Origin of the sequence: Grimontia marina (genome assembly GCF_900060185.1) — a bacterium.
GTDB lineage: Bacteria > Pseudomonadota > Gammaproteobacteria > Enterobacterales > Vibrionaceae > Enterovibrio > Enterovibrio marinus.
This window is the reverse complement of sequence record NZ_FIZY01000003.1, coordinates 116,728-137,340: the sequence shown is the minus strand read 5'-3', so window position 1 is coordinate 137,340 and position 20,613 is coordinate 116,728. Positions and strand designations below refer to the sequence as shown.

Sequence of the window (20,613 nt, the reverse complement as noted above, 5' to 3'; positions counted from 1 at the left end):
AAATCAATTGCAAATCGCCTAGATTACTGGATGTAAGTAAAGCAACATGTGACAAGCCAGAGAAGATGAAGTTTGTCCGATTTTGGCGTGTGACATTAGTACTTCATTGTCATTACGCTACTTCTAGAGTGATTATTGGCTGTTTAGAAATGCAGACAACGAGTGAGCTTCATTCCACAATTGAGATGGTGGTGTGTTGAAATTGAGATTTTCCGTCGATTTTTTATCTTTTCTTTTCATTGAAATTTGGTCGTTTGTCATCACCACTCAGCTTTTAATTGTAAAAAAGACTGAGTGGCGGTTGATGAATATCATTGTTCACGGAATGCGCGATTAAAGCTCTCTGTGAGTGGTTTCATTAGATATTCGATTGGCGTGCGGGGTTCGGTCAGCAGCATGACCTCTGCCTGCATCCCCGGATACAGCTCAATGCCTTCTAATATATCGCTAACATTATCAATGAGCCTGACCCGGGCAAGGTAGTAAGCGAGTCCCGATTGCTCATCAATCAGGCGGTCAGCGGACACTGTCAGGAGTTCACCATCTAACGGTTTGACGCTTCGCATACTCAGAGCGGTCAAACGGATCTGTGCTTTCATGCCAGAGCGGACCTGATCGATGTCGGAAGGGTCGACCTTGGCTTCAATCACCAAGCCCTCGTTGCTGGGTACAATGTCGAGTAAAGGCTGTCCCGGCGTGATAACCCCTTCTTCGGAAAAGACCTGCAGGTTCAGCACAGTGCCTGATAGCGGCGCGGAGATCGTGGTGCGGTTAAGGATGTCTTGCGCCGCAGCGATTTGTTCATCCAACGCGTAGCGCTCCTGTCGACTTTCACGCAGTCCTTCAACGATCTCTTTGATACGTTCCAGCTCCTGTTCTTTGAGCTGGGCTTGGTTCTCGGCGACATTCTGAGCCAGTCGGCTTGCATTCGCTTGTAATTGGCTAATGGTGCTGAGAATTTGAGCTTCTTCCCGCTCAAGTCTCAGTACCTGAGTCTTACTCACGTAACCTTTCTCCGCAAGTTGGCGGTTGCCGTCAATTTCTTCACCAATGATTGACAGACGACGCTTTTCGATTTCCAGACGCTTTTTCTGGCCTTTCAGCTCGGCATGGCTCTGAGCTAGCTGCTTATTGATGATCTCCTTCTGAGACTCAGAGAAACCACTCCGGGCAGTGAAGATTCGCATCTGGTTGATGAGCAGCTCTTCCACTTTTGGATTATCACGCTCAGCTTCAAGTTCTTGTGGAAAGGTGATAGTTGCAAGGTTGTCGCGCTCGGCGATCAGGCGGGCTTCACGAGCCAGCGCATTTCGCTGCCTAGAGGTTAATTGGTCCAACTGGGCTTGTGGCTGAGTTTTGTCGAGATAGATCAATGGTTGGCCTTTGTCGACAGTCGCCCCTTCAGTGACCAGCATTTTTTCAATTATGCCACCTTCAAGGTGCTGGACAGTTTTGCGCTGGCTATCGACTGTTACCACACCTTGAGCAATAGACGCACCTTCCAGTTGGCTAAAAATAGACCAAATGCCAAAGGTGCCGAAGAAAAGGGCAATCGTTCCCAAGCCGATGACAATCAGGCGTTTGGTGGATGGGATTTCATTCATTTTTGGCCTCCTTTCTGAGCGATGGCTGCACTTTGCTCAAGGAGCGGTTTCAGTACTTCGTCACGTTCACCGAACGCGCGGATTTGAGCATCCTGGAGAACCAATAGCTTGTCCATAGACTGCATCATGCTCGGTCTGTGCCCAACCAGTACGATTGTGGCCTTGCGGGACTTGAGGTACGCAATCGCGCGTTGCAGTGCGGCTTCACCGACACCATCGAGGTTGGCATTGGCTTCATCCAGCACAATCAAACTTGGGTCGCCATAAAGTGCACGGGCAAGAGCGATACGCTGGCGTTCACCACCGGAAAGTCCCAAGCCACGCTCACCAACGACCGTGTCATAGCCTTTTGGCTGGCGAAGAATGAGCTCATGGCAGCCGGCAAGTTTGGCAGCGTGGATCACTTTGTCAGGTTCGCCTTCAGACATCCGGGCAATATTCTGGCGAAGAGTGCCAGGGAAGAGCTCCACATCCTGGGGTAAGTAGCCGCAATGTGGACCTAAATCGTCAGGATCCCACTTGGCTACGTCCATATTATCCAGACGCACGGTACCGGCTGTCGGTGTCAGGTTGCCAAGCATCAGACGCGCGAGCGTTGACTTGCCGGTTCCAGAAGGGCCGATAATGCCGAGCGCCTCGCCAGGGTCCAGCTTGAAATTAATACCGTGCAGCACAGGCTCAGCGCCGCCCTGATGGAAGTAAGTGACTTTCTCTACCGATATCAGGCCCTTTGGTTTTGGTAATGGCATAGATTTCGCGCGTTCCGGAAAGGCAGGGATCTGTTCTTTCAGGCGCTGGTAACTTTGACGCGCAGAAATCGCTGTCCCCCAGGCACTAATCGACTGTTCTACCGGCGCCAGCGCCCTTGCCATCAGGATTGAACCTGCAATCATGGCCCCTGCCGTCATTTCGTTTTGAATGACAAGGTATGCGCCCACACCCAGCATAGAGATTTGCAGTAACATACGTATGAATTTAGAAGTGGCGGTCAGCAATGCACCTTTAGAGTTCGCCGTGACTTGTCCCTGAATACTCTCGCTGTTGAGTGACGTCCAGCTTTTGATGAAGTTTGGCATGATGCCCATGGCTTCAATTGCATCTGCATTTCGCGCTGCAGACTCCGCCTGTTGCATCGCAAGGATGGACACCTCATTAGCCTTTTTGTGCGCCTGACGGGTCGCCATGTCATTGATGATGGCGATAGCAAACAGGATCAAAGCACCGAAGGTCGCAATCACACCAAGGATAGGGTGAAGCAGGAAAACAAAGCCAAGGAACACAGGTGTCCAAGGCGCATCGAGGGCTGGAATGATGGCATTGCCACCGATGAAGGCGCGGATAGCTGCAATGTCCCGAAGACTTTGCACTGAAGCGGAAAGGCCCTGACGAAGCTGAAGGGCAATGCTGCCACTTAAGATATCTGGAGACAGGCTTTCATCAAACCAGGCCCCAATTCTCACCATCAGACGGGTTCGCACATTTTCGAGCACTGCCATGGTTAATAGGGCAAAAATGGTGATCATGCTGAGAAGCAGCAGAGTGTCGACGGAGCGGGAACTGATCACACGGTCATAAATCTGAAGCATGTAAATAGGCAAACAAAGCACCAGTATGTTGATAACAAAGCTGAATGCGATAACAAAAACCAGTGCCTTTTTACATTGCCCAAGCGTGTTTTCTAATTGCTTTTGTGTAGTGAGAGACATGTTTTATCCGATGACGTTGCATCGCTATACGTTTGGATACAGCCACGTAGCGAAAGGTTTAATGAGCCCCAAAAAAAACAACCAGCATAGGAAGATACTGGTTGCTTTGAGTATAGCTTGTCTAAATTAGGCGATAATAAAGTCATCTGCTGACCGGTCTGTCGCAGTGTTTAGGGTAAAGCTTGAGCCAAAAGCTAGATTAGCGAGGGTGTTATTGCCCACTTGAGAGCGATCTAGCGAAGCGAAATTAGTACCGGCGGTCAGCGTGTCTATACCCGCTTCGAAAACTATTGTACAACTATCATCATTGCCTTCGCCTAACAGGTACTGCAAAGAGAAAGAACCTGCGCTTTCACCGCCTTTCAGAAAATCTTCGCCTGTCTCCCCGATAAAGATACCTTTACCAACACCATGAAAGATCTCGTCATGACCAGCGGAGTCTAAGATTCGATTACGACCAAACAGACCGCTGATGGCATAAGCGTTGTTCGTTCTTTCCAGTGAATCTGGATTATTCGTTCCGACCATGTCAGCCATTACCATGTCCTTTAGATACGACCTACCTTTGTCTTTAAGATGTGCAGGTGATTTTTCGCTTCTTAGCATCTGCGGCTGACAGGCAGTTAAGGCTTTACCCAACAAGCCGCGATGTCACTTTGCAGGAATTGCGCTGAGAAATTTGTCTCAATAGTGAATTAATGGGCGAGGTTACTATCTGATCTGTACGACATTTTATCTGTAAAGTGTGAGGCTCAGTCTAGCATGTTAAGGTTTCGAGCTTAGGTGTAAGGGAGGTCAGGGAGATTTAGCCCTGATAGTCTAGGCCAATAACAGACAGATTGTTTTTGGCCCAAAACACGGCTTGAACACGGTTTTTCACATTGATCTTCTTAAAGATATTGTAAAGGTGCGATTTAACTGTGTGTTCCGACACAAACAAGCTGTCGGCAATTTCGCTGTTAGAAGCGCCTGTTACCAGCTTACGGAGGATTTGTTGCTCACGATTGGTGAGGCAAATCTCCGAATAGTCGATGGCGTTGTTATTATTCTGTTGGTAGTAGTGAATGAGCTCTGCCAATTTTTGACGTGGCAGCCAGTACTCACCTGACAGCATTTTTTCGATGCCGTGGCAGAGGTGCTCTAAATCGTCTTCTTTCTTGAATACGCCTTTGATAAAGGGCCAGCTAGCTAACTCTTTCGCGGAAAGGTCATGAGCATTAAACAGCGCAAAAACATGTTGCTCGCTGAAAGGGGCTAGGCTTTGCTTCACAAAGCTGACGGTATCGCCTTCAAATGAACTCAAGTCAATCAACACCAAACCGGAAGACGTAGAGAGTTTCTCACTGATTTCTTGTTTCTCTACCAAAGACACGGCGCTCTTAATTTCCTTCTCCAGACATGAAATCAGTGCTGTGATCGTCATGCTTGGTTCTGAAACAAGAAGTATCGTGTATTTGTCTGAGGTGGTTTCGATGTTCTGCATGTGTATCCTTAAATGCCTGTAACTGTGCGAATGGCTTCTTCGCGGTTTCTACCCGTTTATGAAAACGTATTCGCAGCATTCTAAAGCTCAATCACAAAGTGGTTCGTATCATTTTTAGAACTAACAACTGAAGCTTTGTGTGTAAACGTGCTCAAACTCTTTGTTAGTTTAATACAATTTGTTTTCAGACGCTTATTTCTGCGTAACAGATTTCATTCTTACATTGTAGATTTCATCAGGTTGCATTTCAGTCACACTGTTGACATTAAAGGTTGTGACGATTTTTTTAGCTTCTGCTATCATCGCCATTTACCGTCACCCACGTGATCAATAAATAAAGGTTTGGGAGCAAAATATGGCCAGCCGTGGAGTAAATAAAGTTATCTTGATTGGCAACTTAGGTAACGATCCTGAAGTTCGCTACCTGCCAAATGGTGGAGCGGTTGCTAATTTGACCGTTGCAACCTCAGAAACGTGGCGCGACAAAAACACGGGTGAAAACAAGGAAATGACCGAGTGGCACCGTGTGGTAATGTACCGTCGCTTGGCTGAAATTGCCGGTGAATACCTAAAGAAAGGCTCGAAAGTGTACCTGGAAGGTCGCCTGCAAACCCGTAAATGGCAGGGACAGGATGGTCAGGACCGTTACACAACGGAAATCGTTGCTAACGAAATGCAGATGCTGGACAGCCGTTCAGGTGGTGGCGTGGGTCAAGGTGCGCCAATGCAGCAGCAACCACAGCAAGGTGGTTGGGGTCAGCCGCAACAGCCTCAGCAGTCAAACTACCAGCCGCAGCAGCAACCTGCGCAACAGCAGCAGCCACAGCAACAGGCACCTCAGCAGTACAACGACATGCCAGATTTCGACGACGATATCCCGTTCTAGGCTGGCGCGATTGAAATATTTACAAACCCCGCTTCTTGCGGGGTTTGCTTTATCTGGTGCTTTGATAGTATTTTCAGTGTCCGACTTTCTGCTTCAGAAAATCAATAAACAGCCGCGTTTTGGTGTGGTTGTACTCAAGCTTTGGGTAATAGGCGTAGGCGGCGCTTTTCGGCTGACGCACGTCTGGCAGCACGGGCACCAGTAATCCCTGATCCAACTCCTTTCTAACCGTCACATCGCCTACCAGAATAATGCCAAGCCCAGCCACGGCTGCGTTTACCAAGGCCTCTGGGTTGGGGGAGACGAAGTTTCCACTCAAACGTAACTTTCGCCCATGCTCAAATTCATGTTCTTGTGGGTGGCTGGTGGAGCCATATAGCAGACAGTTGTGATGCAAGAGCTGCTCTTGATCGACAATAGGTGGGTGTTGTGCGAGATAAGTCGGTGAAGCAAAAAAACGAGGCTGGAAATCAAACAGCTTAGTGGCGATAAAGCTCGCAGAGTTGAAATCTGCCAGCTCCCGGGTGATTACCACATCCAGATTGGGGTCAGGCAATTGACCCGGTGCAAGGGTGTGCAACTCTACCTGAATATTGGGATAGGCTGAAAGAAACTCACCGATATTGTTAACCAACAGCCGACTTCCAGTCGCAAGCGGAGCGCCAATCCGCAGCACGCCGCTAACTTCACCATAGGTGGAGGTGGTTTCAGAAACCAATTGTGTCCAATCGTCTAAAAGTAGTTTCCCGCGCTGATAAAAAAGTCGGCCTGCATCGGTCATGGTCAAAGTGCGGGTGGTGCGCTTTAACAGCTGAACGCCAAGCTGATTCTCTAGCCAGGCTAATCGCTTGGAAAGGGCGGAGCTCGATGTATTGAGCTTAGTTGCCGCTTGAGCCAGCGAGCCCATTTCTACCACAGTGACATAACTTTTCGCGCAGGTAATCCAATCCATTTATTGACTCATTTAACAACCGAGTATCGACTTTGCGTTCACTTTCATAACAGGAAGAACGATAATAACTAAATTGTTTACGTGAAACAGTCTAAAGCCATCATTTTGCTGACAAGGGCTCAGCAAAAGTCTTCATTTGGATAGTACATGAGAAAAGTTGCCGGGATGAAGCTGACCAACCGATTGGTCGCTTTTGTAACGCTTATTGTTGTTTGCGCCATGTTTGTGCTTTTTATAGGTGGCGCTATTAGTTTTCGTAAATTGGGGACGGACTTTCTCTCCCATTATCTCAGTAAAGTTGTGGTTGAAATTGATCATGCGATTGCCAACCCAGCATCCAATGAAAATATTGGCTTGTGGTTGCCTCAACTTCTAAAAGCCAGCGATATTGTCGAATTGGAAATCACCAGTAAGACGGGTCTTTTGTATCGTTACGAACAGATCCACACAACAGCCCAGCCCATGGAGATCATTGAAAACAGGTACGATCTGCCAAGTAATCCCGGTTTCTATATCAACATTAAATCTGTTCCTCCATATGCTGACTTTGCTTATTCCATCGGAGCAATGTCTTCACTGTCACTTGCGGTACTGGTCATTGTGCTCGGTCTTTCCTGGGGTATTCGCTGGCTTAGAATTCAGCTTCTCGGTGCTGAGCTTTTAGAGCACCGAGGAAGGTTAATTTTGGCTGGCCGGGCAGAAGAAGTGCATACCAGTGATGAGCGCGAATGGCCGGCAACGGCGAGCATTGCGCTTGATCAGATGATTGCCGAGCTTCGTGAGGCTCGCCAGGAACGAAGCCGCTTTGATACATTTATCCGCTCCAACACCTTCCTCGATAAGCTGACGGGTGCGGCTAACCGCGTCATGTTTGATAACCGTCTCCAAACACTGTTGCAGGATAAGGGGGCTCAGGGGGCTGTACTGATCATTCGTATTGGTGATTGGGATACGTTAATGCATGAATCAGGCAAAGAAGGTGCTGATGAATGGGTGAAAGAAGTTGGGAGCGTCTTATCAAATGCTATTCTCCGTTTCCCTGATGCGGTGCTTGCCCGTTACTACGATACAGAATTTGCAGTATTGCTGACGCACCAGTCGGCGAAAGATGCCCGTCTGTTTGCCACCCAATTGATGAAAGCACTGGAGCGCCTGACTCCGCCTGAGTGTCTTGAAGAGGAAAACTGGGCGCACCTTGGTATGACTTTCTTCACCGCTGGAGAGCGCCGTGGTCGGTTGATGGAAGAAGCGGACATGGCGAAACGCAGCGCTGTACTGCAAAACAGTAACGGCTGGTATGCGTTTAAGAAAGATGTCGTAGCAGACGATGCCCGTGGCAGCGTTCGTTGGCGAACTTTGCTGACTCGAGTATTTGAGGCAGGAGGCCCAGATCTATACCGGCAGGTGGTGAAAGATACCAAAGGAGAGGATCTACATACTGAGCTGCTAGCCCGAATCAAAGATGAAAATGGGCTGATCATTAAAGCCTCGCGTTTTATGACGGGTATTGACCTGGTGGGTATGAACAGCACATTGGATCGGCGGGTGGTGGGGAAGGCACTGCATCTTCTACGAAAGGGGGATGGACGAGAGGTGCTTTCAATTAACGTGTGTGCAGGATCATTGGGCCAGCGTGCTTATCAGATTTGGTTACGAGATACCTTACTGCAAACGCCACGCAGTGTATTGAACCGTTTGCAAATTGAAGTTTCTGAAGCGCCGTTGGTGAAGCACTTCGATGCAGTAAGACCTGCGCTTCGCATAGTTCGGGCGCTGGGTTGTGCTGTGGTCGTCGATCAGGCTGGCCGATCAGTGGTCAGTACCCACTACGTTAAAGATATCCAACCGAAATATATCAAACTCCACCGAAGCCTTATCCGCGATATTCACCAGCGCCCGGAGAATCAGTTGTATGTTCGGAGTATGCTGGGTGCATGTGACCCGACACCGACACAAGTACTTGCAGTAGGCATTGAATCCCAGCAGGAGTGGAAAGTCCTTCTACAACTTGGGGTTATGGGCGGGCAAGGCCGTTTGCTCGGTGCAGAACTCTCTTCCAGTCCTGCGACGCGAAAGCGCCAGCGATGGCGTAAACAATGAACTTGATCGAACGTTGTTTATAAAGCGCTCAATTGCGTCATGAAACTGTCGCAAGAATACTTATTTTTTGGCGGGAAATTTGATAGAATATAGTGTACTTCAAACAATTTTTTAACATTTCCTGGGCTGAATTTAGATACAGATGGCAGTTTCTACTCTTTTTGCAAAACTTTCCCCGGTTAAACAACGGGATGTTGTCAGCCTGGTTGCATCCGCCGAACAGGTCGTGATCGCTTATCAAGATGGCAACGGAAAGACGCAACTGGACGCGCAAACCGTCACCCAATCAGATCTATGGATGGCAGCGACGCAGTTGATCGCCAGACATGAGATCAGCAAGGCAAACGTGCATCTGGTGCTGGGGCATGGCTTATATCAATCCCTGCTGATTGATGACCCGGGATTGTCTGACGAAGACAAGCGCGCGGCGTTGCCATTCCAGCTCAAAGACTTCATCTCTGATTCGCCGTCGGACATTGTGGCTGATGGCTTCAGCTCACCGGTGGCTAACCGTTTCCAGGCGTTCGTTTGCCATAAACTGCCACTTATCCAGTTCAGTAAAGCACTGGAGAAAAGTCAGTGCCGACTCACCAACGTGTCTCTTGAAGACGTAGTGCTGCGCCAGTGGACGCGATTGGATAAAACCGAGATGGTGTTGAGCCGTGACAGCTATGGCGTGCTGCAACTGGCTGCTTTCCATTTAGGACGCCTTTGCTTCCAACGCCAAATCCGTGGTGTGATTCTGGAAGGACAGATGATGTCGCCCTCGGTGGTTGATGATTTAGCACTCGAAGTGCAGCGTTCACTCGACTATTTGCGATCACAGTTAAAAAGTGTACAGGTGACTGGGCTGGTCGTGAGTGTTCATGGCATCGACGACACCGAGCTGGCGTTTCAATTATCTTCCCGACTGTCTGTGGCTGTGCGTCCGCAACAGCTTTTTGAGACCGAAGCGCATCACCAACATATCGCAATCGCCGCGTTAAACTGCGATTACTCGCCTGATGTAAACCTGTTCAGCGACGGTCTGTCACCAAAAGCGCCACTGCTGACCTTCGAGAAAATGTTGCTTGTATGGGGTGCAACCTCATTGCTGGTGGTGTTAGTGGCCGCTTACCAACAGTTCTCGCTTGGGCAGGCAAAACAGTTCTTTTCAGTGGCAGATAGCGAACGTCAGAGTGCACAAAGCCTGTCTGATGAGCTCAATGAACAACTGGCTTTGCATCTGCCGTCGATCAGTCTTACCAATGAAGTGAACGAGAAAAAGGCCTCCATCGACGCCAAGCGCAGAGCACTGACGGCGGTGAAAAAGCATGATGCGGCACTGCAGCAAGGGCACGCGGATACGTTCCGCGCATTGGCCTCGCTTTCACGTCGTGATATTTCCGTGTCTTCCATCTCTGTCAGTCAAAATGCGCTTGATTTGAAGGGACTGGCTTCAACGCCGTCTTCTGTGCCTGCATGGCTGCAATCATTTAGCACCCAGCCGTCGTTATCAGATCGCGTATTTGAACAAATGGCGTTGAGCCGAGATGAGAAAAACCGCCTGAACTTCAATTTAGTGTCCAAACGTGAAAACGGGGGGAGCGCGAAATGAATGCACTGCTAACCCGCGGTAAAAATGCCTTTGGTGCACTGAGTATTCGAGAGCAATGGATGATTGCAGTCGCAGGTTGGGTTGCCATTCTCGGTCTGGGATTGTTCCTCTTTATTGAGCCAGCGAGCAAGGCGCTGGCTCAGCTTGAAACACAAACTCTTCAGTCAGAGCGAACGACTGATGACTTAGTCACGCTCAACCGTCTGAAGCAGGAAAAGCTACATACTTCGCCAAACGCTGAACTTGAAGCTGAGCTGGCAAAACTCAGCAAAGAGATTGCTGAGCTTGATAGCGAAATGGCGCTTAAAGTCGATGGCTTGGTAACCGCTGCACAAATGTCCTCATTGATGGAAAGCGTGTTGAGACAGTCTGAGCGTTTGACCCTGATTTCAATGAACTCTTTGCCACCGCAGCAGCTGACGGATACCGAGGATGCGGGCTACTACATCCATCCTGTCGAAATTACGTTGGAAGGGCGCTACTTCGACATCGTTGATTACCTGAGTACCCTGGAAGCCTTGCCCGTTAAATACTACTGGCAAAGCGTGGATTACAGCGTGACGGAATACCCTATAGCGAAAGTGACCATTGCGGTTTACACACTGGGTGAAAGCCCGGTGTTTATCGGGGGTAAGAATGAAATTACTGAATAGCGTTCTGGTTTTGTTTTCGCTGTTGCTGCCAATAACGTCTTTAGCAAGCGGTGACCCGACGGCGCCGCTAGGTTTTACACCTCCAAAACAGTCTGCTAAGGCAAAGGTTTATCGTTTGCCTAAGCTGGATGCCATTTTGTGTGCGACCGATGGCATTTGTTCAGCTGTGCTGAATGGAAAAAACGTTGGGAAAGGGCAAAACATCAACGGCTATATCGTCAGCCAAATTAATGAAGAACGCGTAACGCTGAGCCGTGGAGGCAAGCGTTGGGCATTGACCGTATTTAACGAGCAGGTAGTAGAGTGAAGACACATCCATTACTGATCTTCGCCGCAGCGATGCTGTTGTCGGCGTGTCAAAGCACGGGGCATCAAAAGCCGACTGAAGTGCAGGAAGCGTTGAACGAGGCCTACGCACAGAGCACTTCCCAGCCATTGACTGAATTGCCAGACGCGGTCACTCAGGATTTGATGGGGGACTTCTCTGACACCTCTGGTAGTGGCGTGTTGACCGAAAAACGCCTGCGCATTAATGCTAACAATGTCGATGCCAAAGCTTTCTTTGGCTCTTTAGTGCAGGGCACGGATTTCAACTTGGTGATGCACCCGGAAGTGAGTGGCAAAGTCACTGTTTCACTGAAAGATGTCACCGTGCCTGAAGCGTTGGAAGTGGTCTCAGATATCTACGGCTACAACGTGGAAATGAATGGACGTCTTATTCAGATTTTCCCCGCTGTGTTGCGTACTGAAACCTTCCCGGTGGATTACTTGCAACTGCAACGAGCTGGAGTATCACTGACTTCTATTAGCACAGGTGCAGTTTCAACGGATTCCAGCTCTGGTAGCGGAGATGATGAAAAAACTGAGCGTACCTCGGTGCCAACGGGCGGAACCGTGATTGAAACCCGCGCGGAAAGCAATTTCTGGGCGCAGCTCGAACGTGCAGTCGCGGCCATGATTGGTAATGGCGATGGGCGCAGCATTGTGGTCTCTCCGCAGGCGAGCCTTATCACGGTGAAGGCATACCCGAATGAACTTCGCGAAGTAAAACGTTTCCTCGACGCATCACAAGCACGTTTGAAGCGTCAGGTGATTCTGGAAGCGAAAATCCTAGAAGTGACCTTGAGCGATGGCTATCAGCAGGGTGTTAACTGGTCGAATATTACGTCATCGATTGGCAGCGGTGGTGTGGAAATTACACGAGACGCGGCTGAACTTGCCGGCGACTTTATTTCCAATGTGATCGGTGGACAAACTAATATCACCATCTCGGATGGCAATTTCTCAGCGGTGATGAACTTCCTTGATACACAGGGCGATGTGAACGTGCTGTCGAGTCCACGTGTCACAGCGGCAAACAACCAGAAAGCGGTAATTAAAGTCGGGGGTGACGAGTACTTTGTTACGGATATTTCTTCCAGCGATACCTCAGGCGATAACTCAGACTCCGGCCCGAACATCGAACTGACACCTTTCTTCTCAGGTATCTCCTTGGATGTGACGCCGCAAATTGACGATGACAACGGCGTACTCTTGCATGTTCACCCGGCGGTCATCGATGTGGTGACAGAAGAGAAAACTATCCAACTTGGCACTTCATCACAGCCTTATGTGTTGCCACTGGCTAAGACCTCTATCCGTGAATCGGACTCTATTATCCACGCCCAATCTGGCGATGTGGTCGTCATTGGTGGTCTGATGAAATCCAGCTATGAAGAAATGGTCTCTAAAGTGCCACTTCTCGGCGATATTCCGGGTCTAGGCCATCTGTTCCGTAACGTGAACCGCATGAAGCAGAAAACCGAACTGGTGATCTTGCTTCAACCTTCAGTGGTGGGTGAGCAAACCTGGCAAGAAGAGATCAACCGTTCACGTCAGCTTTTGAACGACTGGTTCCCGGAAAACTAAGTCAACCCTATGTATATGTCGCACTTTGGCCTCAATGCCGCGCCATTTAGCTTAACCCCAGACACACGCTGCTTTTTCGGCGTGCGTTCTCACGTGGATGCGATAAACACCTGCGTGTCGGCGATGGAAATGGGCGAAGGGCTGGTCAAAGTGACAGGCGAAGTGGGTACAGGAAAAACCATGGTGTGCCGTTTGGTGCTCAAAGCTCTGAGCGAAAGCTTTACCTTGGTATTTCTGCCCAACCCAGCCAATACGGTGGCAGGGTTGCATCGCCTGATTGCTGATGAGCTTGGTATTGACGAACAGGTGACAGAAGACAAGCTGCTTGGTGTAATCCAACAGGCGGCAATTATTGCTGCGCGAGATGAGAAGCCGGTTGTGATCCTTTGCGATGAAGCGCAGGCCATGCCGGATGAAGTGCTTGAAGCGATCCGCTTGCTGGGCAATCTGGAAACGGAACAGCGTAAGCTGATTCAACTGATTATGTTTGGCCAGCCAGAGCTTGATGAACGCCTGTCACAACACAATATGCGTCAGCTACTGCAACGCATCAGTTTCAGCGCCGAGTTGACGCCGCTGAGCTTTGCTGAGACATCAGCCTATATCGACCACAGATTACAAGAACAGGGCGCTTCACCACTGTTCTCAACTTGGGCAAAGCGACGTATTTGGGTCGCGAGTCAAGGCATTCCGCGACTGGTGCATCAGCTTTGTCATAAATCGCTGTTATTGAGTTTTGGTAGGGGCAAACACCGCGTCAGCGCACATGCTGTTCGCCTCGCCATTAAAGATACACCTCTCGCCCGCAAGCACTCTGTGCTTCAGGCCGTTTGGGGGTAGGAAATCATGAGTGAATTAAACCGCATGTTGAGCGACCTTTCGTCGCAACAAAACAGTGAGAAACGCCTTGCCGTTGCATCAATCCCTTCTGTATGGGGTTTTCGCTTTGCACGTGTTGTGCTGGCGCTGGTGGCAACCTTGGTTGGTGCGACGGGTATTTCATGGGCACTTTCCAGTGGCAGTGAAAAGGCGCCCCTAACACCGCCAACCCTGATACCTGAGCCTGTCTTCGCAGACTCAACACCCAAAGCTGCACCTTCACCCACTCAGAAAGTGGTGAAAAGTGAGGTCAGCTATGTGGCAAAGCATTCCGTGCCTAAAGCGGTGGATGTTGAGCAACCCGTGTCTTTGGCCAAAGCAGAAAACACAGTTATCACAAAAGTTCCTGAGCCAGTGCTGATGGCGAAAGTTGAGCCGGTTAAAGCTGCGCGTGTACTAGATAGCATCGAAGTTGAACAAGAAGCTTCCCTGTCAGTGGAAACCATTGAACTGACTGGCGAGCAGTTGGCAGACATTGCCTACGAAAAAGCGCAGAAGCGCGCCCAAGTCGGTGATACACAAAAAGCCATCGCTTTCCTGCGTGATGCGGTGAAATACAACTCGAGCCACATTGCTGCCACCAACCAATTGGCGGGACTTCTATATGGTCGCAGTCAATTGCGAGATGCCGAAAATGTGCTGCGTAAAGGCATTAGCGCCAACCCAAATTCCGCAACATTGAAACTCACACTGGCGCGTATGTATCAGCAAAATGGTAGTGAAGAATCGGCGCTGAATGTGCTGTCTTCTTCGGTGAACTTGCTGGATGGCGAGCAGGTACGATTTGTATCCATGCGCGCGGCTTTGGCACAAAAGCTGGGTAAGAACCTCGAAGCCAAGCAAAGCTATCAATGGCTGACAGAGCAAGAGCCGATGGACGGTCGTTGGTGGCTGGGGCTGGGTGTGTCTGCTGAAAAAACCGGTGCCAATGCGGAAGCCGAAAAAGCTTATGGCAAAGCCGTTCAATCTGGCGGTTTGAGCAACCAGTCGGTGAACTTTGCCCGCCAGCGTTTGGTTTACCTCGAGAACCTGAAACAGGGAGCGACAGATGGCCGTTAAATTACGAAAGCGTCTTGGCGACCTGCTGGTTGAAGAGCACATCATCACTGATGCACATCTGAATGCTGCGCTGGCCCGTCAGTCAGAAACCGGACGTAAGCTTGGCGATACCCTGATGGAAATGGGCATTCTGACCGAAAGTCAGATGCTGGACTTCCTTGCCCGTCAGCTTGGTGTACCACTGATTGATCTGAGTCTGACCCAAGTCGATCCAAGTGCTGTCAGCTTGCTGCCAGAGGTGCATGCTCGACGTCTTCGCGCGCTGGTGATTGGCCGTATCGGTAAAACGGTTCGTGTGGCGATGTCCGATCCTGCGGATCTGGCTTCACAGGAAAGTGTGATGAACCAGCTTCATCAATATCAGGTAGAACTTCTGATCACTGCAGAACAGCCGCTGATCGATGCATTTGATCGCTACTACCGTCGCACCAGCGAAATCGCTTCGTTTGCTGAGCGTTTGCAGGCCGAACACGGCGTGAAGCTTGAGCAAAACTTCGGGGCAGACGAAGAGCAATCTGAAGAAGTCACCGTCGTTAAACTGATTAACTCGCTGTTTGAAGACGCAGTACAGGTGAATGCTTCGGATATTCACATCGAGCCAGATGCCGATGCCCTGCGAATTCGCCAGCGTATTGATGGCGTGTTGCATGAAACTTTGCTGAAAGAGCGTGCGATTGCTTCTGCATTGGTGCTTCGCCTGAAACTCATGAGCGGCATGGATATCTCTGAAAAGCGTCTGCCGCAGGATGGTCGCTTCAACATCAATGTCCGTGGCAATGCCATCGACGTGCGTGTGTCGACGCTTCCTGTGCAATACGGCGAATCTGTGGTGATGCGTCTTCTTAACCAGTCGGCCGGTGTGCTGCAGCTGGAAGAAGTCGGTATGGACGCTCAGATGCTGGTGCGTTTCCGCAACCAGCTTCGCCGCCCACACGGCATGATTCTGGTGACCGGCCCGACAGGCTCGGGCAAAACCACCACGCTTTATGGCGCGCTCAATGAACTGAATGTGCCGGGCAAAAAGATCCTGACTGCGGAAGACCCGGTGGAATACCGTCTGCCGCGTATCAGTCAGGTGCAAATTCAAAGCAAGATTGGCCTGAGCTTTTCTTCTGCGTTGCGTACCTTCCTTCGTCAGGACCCGGACATCATCCTGGTCGGTGAGATGCGTGACCTCGAAACCGTGGAAATCGGCCTTCGCGCGGCGCTGACCGGTCACCTGGTACTGTCGACCTTGCACACTAATAACGCCATCGACAGTGCGCTCCGTCTTCTGGATATGGAAGCGCCGGGGTATCTGGTGGCGAGTGCAGTTCGCGCCGTGCTGGCGCAGCGATTGATCCGACGTATTTGTCCGGATTGTAAAGTGCCTCACGCCACTGACGATGTGGAGCAGGTTTGGCTGACAACGACTCGCCCGGAAATGGCAGGGCATGGCTTCTACAAAGGCCGCGGCTGTCAAAGCTGTAACTTTACCGGCTACAAAGGCCGAATTGGTGTGTTTGAGCTTCTGGAAATTACCCCAGAATTGATGGATGCCTTGCGCGCTAACGACACCCAATTGTTCTCAGCGCTGGCAGAACAGCAAGCGGGCTATAAGCCTTTAGTTCACAGTGCGCTGGATTTTGCCAAGCAAGGACAAACTTCGCTGGAAGAGGCGATGAAGCTTTCTGAAGCGGCGGCGATGTCGTTGATAGGTGCCTGATGCCAAGGTATCGCTACACCGCGCGTAAGCCGAACGGAAAACGTGTTTCGGCGATTATTGAAGCTGCCAGCGAAAGCGATGCGATTGCCAACGTGTCAGCGTCTGGTGCGGTGTTGTTGTCACTGGAAGTCACCAAGGCGCGGGCACAAAAAGCCAATGCGCCGCTGTTCCAGCCAAAGGTGAAACTGGAATCACTGGTGATTTTCAGCCGTCAGGCATACAGCCTGATTAAAGCGGGTGTGCCGCTGCTGCGTGCGATAAAAGGGTTGGCACAAAGCACCACGGATAAGCCATTGAAAACCGCGCTTGAAAGCGTCGCCAATGAACTTTCCAACGGTCGTCCTATGTCGGCGGCAATGCGTGACCACGAAAATGTGTTCAGCGATTTGTTTGTCTCGCTGGTGCAGGTGGGTGAAAACACGGGTCGTCTCGATGATGCCATGCTCCAGCTGGCTGAATACTACGAGCAGGAAATGGAAACCCGCCGCCGGATTAAATCGGCGCTGCGTTACCCAACATTTGTGCTGATGGTGATCATCGGCGCGATGGCGTTTTTGAACGTCAAAGTGATCCCGCAGTTTGCAGGCATGTTTGCCAAGTTCGGCTCTGATTTGCCGCTGCCGACCAAGATTTTGATGGCTACATCAAGCTTCTTTGTTGATTACTGGTGGCTACTGGTCTTCGGCACCGTTTGCTTGGTCGCAGGATTACAGGTGTGGAAAAGCACCGAGCAAGGCCGGATAAAGTGGGACAGATTCAAGCTGTGTATTCCGCTGGTTGGAAACCTGGTTAACCGAGCCTTGATGTCGCGCTTCTCGCGAACATTCGCCTTGATGCTGCGTGCAGGTGTGCCGCTCAATACTGCGCTGCAGATGTCTGGTGAAGCGCTGGAGAACCACTTTCTTGGCGGCGAAGTGGACAAGATGAAAGCGGCGATAGAGTCGGGGATTAACCTCAGTTCTGTCACGGCAGACAGCCAACTGTTTACGCCACTGGTGCACCAGATGATTCAGGTGGGCGAGGAAACCGGCCAGATTGATAACCTGCTTCTGGAAGCGAGCGATTTTTACGACCGCGAAGTGGATTATGACCTGAAAACCCTATCAGCCCGCATGGAGCCCATCCTGCTACTGATTGTGGCGGGCATGGTATTAATCCTCGCATTGGGTATTTTCCTGCCGATGTGGAACATGCTCGACCTGATCCGTGGCGGCTAAATGCATTGGCTATTTCGATTCAGGGACAGCAGTGCCTCTCAGTGGGCTTTGCTCACCGCGATTATCGGTGTTGTCATGATGGCCGCGATTCCCGCTTTTGAGCGTGTGATGCAGTTCGCTGATGAAGTGGAGTTTCGTTATCTCGCCAATGCGTTTGAAGGTTCGGCTAAGAATGTGCAATTGCGATCAGCTTTAAAAAACGATAGTAAACAAAAAGATATCGTTATTGTTGAGAATGTTAGTTTTCGCTTAAACGCAGAAGAAAACAACCAAACAGGTTTTCCTTTTGCGCTGGAAAATGGCGCAAAAACACTGACAGCACTACGCGCTGAAGATTGCGGTGCATTGTTGGAACAATTTACCGACCAGTCTTACTGGCTGGAAGACAGATTACAGGCTGCGGCAGAACAAATCTCGCAGCCAAAGATTCGCGCAATAGTGGTAAGGGAGAAAGGTATTGAAGCCCAGCCTTATTGCCGATTTGAAAGACCGGTACGCGCCGGTATTTGGAGTGATGACCCGTCAATTTCGGCGCGTCATGTTTTTGCTTACTACCCGGCATCGGGCCGCGTAGAAGTATTGAGAGAAACTGGAGAAGTAAAATGAAACGTCAAGGCGGTTTTACGCTGATTGAAATGATCGTTGTGATCGTAATTCTGGGTATTTTGGCGGTTACTGCTGCGCCTCGTTTTCTGAATTTCCAAGATGATGCACGCACCGCTGCACTTCAAGGTTTAAAAGGAGCGATCGATGGTGCAAACAGCGTGGTATATGGTCGCGCAGCTATCGATGGTCAAACAGGTGGTACCGGGGAAGTAAACGATATTGATCTTGTATGGGGATATCCAGATGCTTCTGAAACAGGTATTGGTGCTGCAGTCATTGGCCTAAACACTGATGATTGGGAAGCTCAATGGAGTACTCCTGCGGGAACATCTCGCTTTACTCTTTCAGGTGGTACATTTACCGCTACAGATCAGTGTGTCATCTTTGTACAGTCAACTGGCAATAATGTTGCACCAACTGTAACCATTGGTGCTTGTGCTACTCCGTAAGAGAGGCTTCACACTAATCGAGCTGATCACAGTGCTGGTGATCCTCGGCATTATTAGTGTGTTTGCCATACCGCGCCTGTCGGGGTCTGAAGCTTTTTCAGTCACCAGTGCGCGGGATACTGGCTTGTCTGTCGCCAGACAAGTCCAGCTCAGGGCAATGCAGCAGGAGAATCCATCTTCTGCCTGCAATGCCATGTACGTTGCTGCCTCCCGAATGGGGGGCAGTAGCGACTCAGCTTGTGGTTTTGGCGATTACCGCAGTGATGTGGTGGATCTGTCCGATTCACAGGTTCGCATTTCACCCGTTCAAACGATTTATTTTGATTTGCTGGGACGCCCGGTAAATGCAGTAGGCAGCCGCCTTTGCACTTCTGAACGGTGCGAGTTCACCTTCTCCCAAGGCGGTACAGAAGCCAGCATTTGCTTAAACAGCGAGGGCTATTTCCATGCCTGCAGCTGAAAAAACCTATCGAATTCCGAACCATCAGCGTGGCTATACGCTGGTGGAGTTAGTGATTGGCATCGTTGTGTTTGGTGTTGCCATGGTGCTACTCAGTACCACTCTTTTCCCTATGTTCGCCAAATCTGCCAATCCGCATTATGAAGCCCGCGCGGCAGCGTTAGGGCAAGCGGTGATGAACGAGATTTTGGCGCGTCAGTTTGATAAAGAATCTGACCCTAACGGTAGCCGCTGGCGTTGTGATGAAGACGCTGATGCGGTTTTAGCGCAGGGTATTGTTGCCCCGAATCCTATTCAAACCTGTTCTTCTCCACTTTCAGCAGGAACGGGCTTTGTTGCTGTTGAAGACTATATCGGGTGCTGGGGAGGAAACTCGGCCTGTACTCGAACCCACAGAGGCGATTTGAGCGCTTTGGTTGGAGGCTCTGCGTCGGATTACAAAGGCTTCACTGTCGATATCAATGTCGAGTACGACAACAGCACTTTTGCTGACAGCACCAACAATGCCAGACTCTATAAACGCATCGACCTGTACGTCGATACTGGCAGTTTTGGCCGGTACGACTTCACGGCCTATCGGAGTAACTTCTGATGGCTTTATTCACCCGCAAACCTCGCGGATTTACGCTGGTGGAGCTAATTGTCACCCTGACGATTCTGGCGATTGTTTCTGTTGGTATCTTTGGCTTTATCGAATCCAGCGCTTCAGGCTATGTGGAATCACGAAACCGCGAAGCGCTGCAATCTGAAGCCCGTTTTGCGGTTGAGCGCGTAGGTAGAGAGCTGCGACATGCGGTGCCAAACAGCCTTGCTGTTTATGCTGGTGGAGAATGTATGGTGTTTACACCGATTCGCTATTCCGGCACTTATCATCAATTGGTAGAGGGAGAAAATACACTTGATGCAGTGCTTTCAACCAAAGAGACCCATTGGCAAAACAAGGTAAATAATGGGAATCATCGGATTGTGTTCTTACCTTCATCGCCTGCAGATTTGACTGGAGATAACAGCTACCAGATCACGGGCGTGTCTGGCAATACAATAACTACATCAAAAATTGCAGCTAACCCTTGGCCTGCCGAGTCACCCTCCGATCGTTTTTATATCTTCGAAAACTCGGTCAATTTCTGCTTTGAAAACGGTGAACTTCGACGCCGTATCAATAACGGCACTCAAAACAATTCAACCTTGGCAAAAAACATTGCTGCCGGCAGCGGATTTAATTTGGGCACCACATCATTAGCCAGCGGTAACCTAATCAATATCACCTACAAGTTCCGCCAATCCGGCGAGTCTTCGGTCTACAACCAACAAGTGCAGGTTCTCAATGCACCCTAAAGTTACTCCTC

At 50.1% G+C, this 20,613-nt stretch carries 20 protein-coding genes; 15 read left to right on the top strand and 5 right to left on the bottom strand.

Annotated elements, in window-relative coordinates; translation table 11 throughout:
* Positions 1 to 311: 311 nt before the first annotated feature.
* The 4 genes from GMA8713_RS02935 to GMA8713_RS02920 form a co-directional block, all read right to left on the bottom strand.
* The gene (locus GMA8713_RS02935) at positions 312 to 1,604 is read right to left on the bottom strand and encodes an HlyD family type I secretion periplasmic adaptor subunit (RefSeq protein ID WP_062705561.1); all 1,293 of its coding nucleotides are present in this window, start codon (positions 1,602 to 1,604) and stop codon (positions 312 to 314) included.
* Positions 1,601 to 3,310 (bottom strand): type I secretion system permease/ATPase, encoded by a 1,710-nt coding sequence (locus GMA8713_RS02930; protein WP_062705559.1) that lies wholly within the window; start codon positions 3,308 to 3,310, stop codon positions 1,601 to 1,603. The genes GMA8713_RS02935 and GMA8713_RS02930 overlap by 4 nt, the downstream gene beginning before the upstream one ends.
* Before the next feature lie 126 nt (positions 3,311 to 3,436).
* Positions 3,437 to 3,847 (bottom strand): hypothetical protein, encoded by a 411-nt coding sequence (locus GMA8713_RS02925; protein ID WP_062705556.1) that lies wholly within the window; start codon positions 3,845 to 3,847, stop codon positions 3,437 to 3,439.
* 268 nt (positions 3,848 to 4,115) lie between these two features.
* Positions 4,116 to 4,793, bottom strand: coding sequence for a LuxR C-terminal-related transcriptional regulator (locus GMA8713_RS02920; protein WP_062705554.1), 678 nt, complete (start codon positions 4,791 to 4,793; stop codon positions 4,116 to 4,118).
* A gap of 355 nt (positions 4,794 to 5,148) precedes the next feature.
* Between GMA8713_RS02920 and GMA8713_RS02915 the strand changes: the two genes are divergently transcribed.
* Positions 5,149 to 5,679 carry a single-stranded DNA-binding protein gene (locus tag GMA8713_RS02915; RefSeq protein ID WP_062705552.1) on the top strand — a complete coding sequence of 177 codons (531 nt, stop codon included), beginning with the start codon at positions 5,149 to 5,151 and terminating at the stop codon, positions 5,677 to 5,679.
* Positions 5,680 to 5,752: 73 nt separating this feature from the next.
* Here GMA8713_RS02915 and GMA8713_RS02910 read toward each other — a convergent pair whose 3' ends face one another.
* Positions 5,753 to 6,631: a LysR family transcriptional regulator gene (locus GMA8713_RS02910; protein ID WP_046304833.1), complete on the bottom strand. Its 879-nt coding sequence runs from the start codon at positions 6,629 to 6,631 to the stop codon at positions 5,753 to 5,755.
* A 147-nt stretch (positions 6,632 to 6,778) separates the two neighbouring features.
* Between GMA8713_RS02910 and csrD the strand changes: the two genes are divergently transcribed.
* From csrD to GMA8713_RS02840, 14 genes are all read left to right on the top strand, one after another.
* The gene (csrD, locus tag GMA8713_RS02905) at positions 6,779 to 8,731 is read left to right on the top strand and encodes an RNase E specificity factor CsrD (RefSeq protein WP_062705550.1); all 1,953 of its coding nucleotides are present in this window, start codon (positions 6,779 to 6,781) and stop codon (positions 8,729 to 8,731) included.
* Between the two features lie 142 nt (positions 8,732 to 8,873).
* Positions 8,874 to 10,328, top strand: a complete 1,455-nt coding sequence (locus GMA8713_RS02900; RefSeq protein WP_062705548.1) for a type IV pilus biogenesis protein PilM — start codon at positions 8,874 to 8,876, stop codon at positions 10,326 to 10,328.
* Complete coding sequence (locus GMA8713_RS02895; protein WP_062705546.1) at positions 10,325 to 10,981, top strand: type 4a pilus biogenesis protein PilO; 657 nt, start codon at positions 10,325 to 10,327, stop codon at positions 10,979 to 10,981. The genes GMA8713_RS02900 and GMA8713_RS02895 overlap by 4 nt, the downstream gene beginning before the upstream one ends.
* On the top strand, positions 10,965 to 11,288 hold the full coding sequence (locus GMA8713_RS02890; protein ID WP_062705544.1) for a hypothetical protein: 324 nt from the start codon (positions 10,965 to 10,967) through the stop codon (positions 11,286 to 11,288). The genes GMA8713_RS02895 and GMA8713_RS02890 overlap by 17 nt, the downstream gene beginning before the upstream one ends.
* A 32-nt stretch (positions 11,289 to 11,320) precedes the next feature.
* A complete protein-coding gene (gene mshL / locus GMA8713_RS02885; protein ID WP_062705624.1) occupies positions 11,321 to 12,889 on the top strand; it encodes a pilus (MSHA type) biogenesis protein MshL in 1,569 nt (522 codons plus the stop codon).
* 9 nt (positions 12,890 to 12,898) lie between these two features.
* The gene (locus GMA8713_RS02880) at positions 12,899 to 13,729 is read left to right on the top strand and encodes an ExeA family protein (RefSeq protein WP_062705542.1); all 831 of its coding nucleotides are present in this window, start codon (positions 12,899 to 12,901) and stop codon (positions 13,727 to 13,729) included.
* A 6-nt stretch (positions 13,730 to 13,735) separates the two neighbouring features.
* Positions 13,736 to 14,827 carry a tetratricopeptide repeat protein gene (locus GMA8713_RS02875; RefSeq protein ID WP_062705540.1) on the top strand — a complete coding sequence of 364 codons (1,092 nt, stop codon included), beginning with the start codon at positions 13,736 to 13,738 and terminating at the stop codon, positions 14,825 to 14,827.
* Positions 14,817 to 16,532, top strand: coding sequence for a GspE/PulE family protein (locus GMA8713_RS02870; RefSeq protein WP_062705538.1), 1,716 nt, complete (start codon positions 14,817 to 14,819; stop codon positions 16,530 to 16,532). Before GMA8713_RS02875 ends, GMA8713_RS02870 begins: the two co-directional genes overlap by 11 nt.
* Positions 16,532 to 17,749, top strand: a complete 1,218-nt coding sequence (locus tag GMA8713_RS02865; RefSeq protein ID WP_062705536.1) for a type II secretion system F family protein — start codon at positions 16,532 to 16,534, stop codon at positions 17,747 to 17,749. Before GMA8713_RS02870 ends, GMA8713_RS02865 begins: the two co-directional genes overlap by 1 nt.
* Positions 17,750 to 18,355: a hypothetical protein gene (locus GMA8713_RS02860; RefSeq protein ID WP_062705534.1), complete on the top strand. Its 606-nt coding sequence runs from the start codon at positions 17,750 to 17,752 to the stop codon at positions 18,353 to 18,355.
* On the top strand, positions 18,352 to 18,804 hold the full coding sequence (locus GMA8713_RS02855) for a type II secretion system protein (RefSeq protein ID WP_062705532.1): 453 nt from the start codon (positions 18,352 to 18,354) through the stop codon (positions 18,802 to 18,804). Before GMA8713_RS02860 ends, GMA8713_RS02855 begins: the two co-directional genes overlap by 4 nt.
* Positions 18,785 to 19,264 (top strand): type II secretion system protein, encoded by a 480-nt coding sequence (locus GMA8713_RS02850; RefSeq protein WP_232314331.1) that lies wholly within the window; start codon positions 18,785 to 18,787, stop codon positions 19,262 to 19,264. Before GMA8713_RS02855 ends, GMA8713_RS02850 begins: the two co-directional genes overlap by 20 nt.
* Positions 19,251 to 19,856, top strand: a complete 606-nt coding sequence (locus GMA8713_RS02845) for a type IV pilus modification PilV family protein (RefSeq protein ID WP_062705530.1) — start codon at positions 19,251 to 19,253, stop codon at positions 19,854 to 19,856. The genes GMA8713_RS02850 and GMA8713_RS02845 overlap by 14 nt, the downstream gene beginning before the upstream one ends.
* Positions 19,856 to 20,602, top strand: coding sequence for a PulJ/GspJ family protein (locus GMA8713_RS02840; RefSeq protein ID WP_062705528.1), 747 nt, complete (start codon positions 19,856 to 19,858; stop codon positions 20,600 to 20,602). Before GMA8713_RS02845 ends, GMA8713_RS02840 begins: the two co-directional genes overlap by 1 nt.
* The last annotated feature ends 11 nt before the right edge of the window (positions 20,603 to 20,613 follow it).

Coding starts and splice junctions, on each gene's coding strand:
- GMA8713_RS02935 (WP_062705561.1), bottom strand. CDS start 1,604: ATGAATGAAATCCCATCCACCAAACGCCTGATTGTCATCGGCTTGGGA.
- GMA8713_RS02930 (WP_062705559.1), bottom strand. CDS start 3,310: ATGTCTCTCACTACACAAAAGCAATTAGAAAACACGCTTGGGCAATGT.
- GMA8713_RS02925 (WP_062705556.1), bottom strand. CDS start 3,847: ATGGCTGACATGGTCGGAACGAATAATCCAGATTCACTGGAAAGAACG.
- GMA8713_RS02920 (WP_062705554.1), bottom strand. CDS start 4,793: ATGCAGAACATCGAAACCACCTCAGACAAATACACGATACTTCTTGTT.
- GMA8713_RS02915 (WP_062705552.1), top strand. CDS start 5,149: ATGGCCAGCCGTGGAGTAAATAAAGTTATCTTGATTGGCAACTTAGGT.
- GMA8713_RS02910 (WP_046304833.1), bottom strand. CDS start 6,631: ATGGATTGGATTACCTGCGCGAAAAGTTATGTCACTGTGGTAGAAATG.
- csrD (WP_062705550.1), top strand. CDS start 6,779: ATGAGAAAAGTTGCCGGGATGAAGCTGACCAACCGATTGGTCGCTTTT.
- GMA8713_RS02900 (WP_062705548.1), top strand. CDS start 8,874: ATGGCAGTTTCTACTCTTTTTGCAAAACTTTCCCCGGTTAAACAACGG.
- GMA8713_RS02895 (WP_062705546.1), top strand. CDS start 10,325: ATGAATGCACTGCTAACCCGCGGTAAAAATGCCTTTGGTGCACTGAGT.
- GMA8713_RS02890 (WP_062705544.1), top strand. CDS start 10,965: ATGAAATTACTGAATAGCGTTCTGGTTTTGTTTTCGCTGTTGCTGCCA.
- mshL (WP_062705624.1), top strand. CDS start 11,321: ATGCTGTTGTCGGCGTGTCAAAGCACGGGGCATCAAAAGCCGACTGAA.
- GMA8713_RS02880 (WP_062705542.1), top strand. CDS start 12,899: ATGTATATGTCGCACTTTGGCCTCAATGCCGCGCCATTTAGCTTAACC.
- GMA8713_RS02875 (WP_062705540.1), top strand. CDS start 13,736: ATGAGTGAATTAAACCGCATGTTGAGCGACCTTTCGTCGCAACAAAAC.
- GMA8713_RS02870 (WP_062705538.1), top strand. CDS start 14,817: ATGGCCGTTAAATTACGAAAGCGTCTTGGCGACCTGCTGGTTGAAGAG.
- GMA8713_RS02865 (WP_062705536.1), top strand. CDS start 16,532: ATGCCAAGGTATCGCTACACCGCGCGTAAGCCGAACGGAAAACGTGTT.
- GMA8713_RS02860 (WP_062705534.1), top strand. CDS start 17,750: ATGCATTGGCTATTTCGATTCAGGGACAGCAGTGCCTCTCAGTGGGCT.
- GMA8713_RS02855 (WP_062705532.1), top strand. CDS start 18,352: ATGAAACGTCAAGGCGGTTTTACGCTGATTGAAATGATCGTTGTGATC.
- GMA8713_RS02845 (WP_062705530.1), top strand. CDS start 19,251: ATGCCTGCAGCTGAAAAAACCTATCGAATTCCGAACCATCAGCGTGGC.
- GMA8713_RS02840 (WP_062705528.1), top strand. CDS start 19,856: ATGGCTTTATTCACCCGCAAACCTCGCGGATTTACGCTGGTGGAGCTA.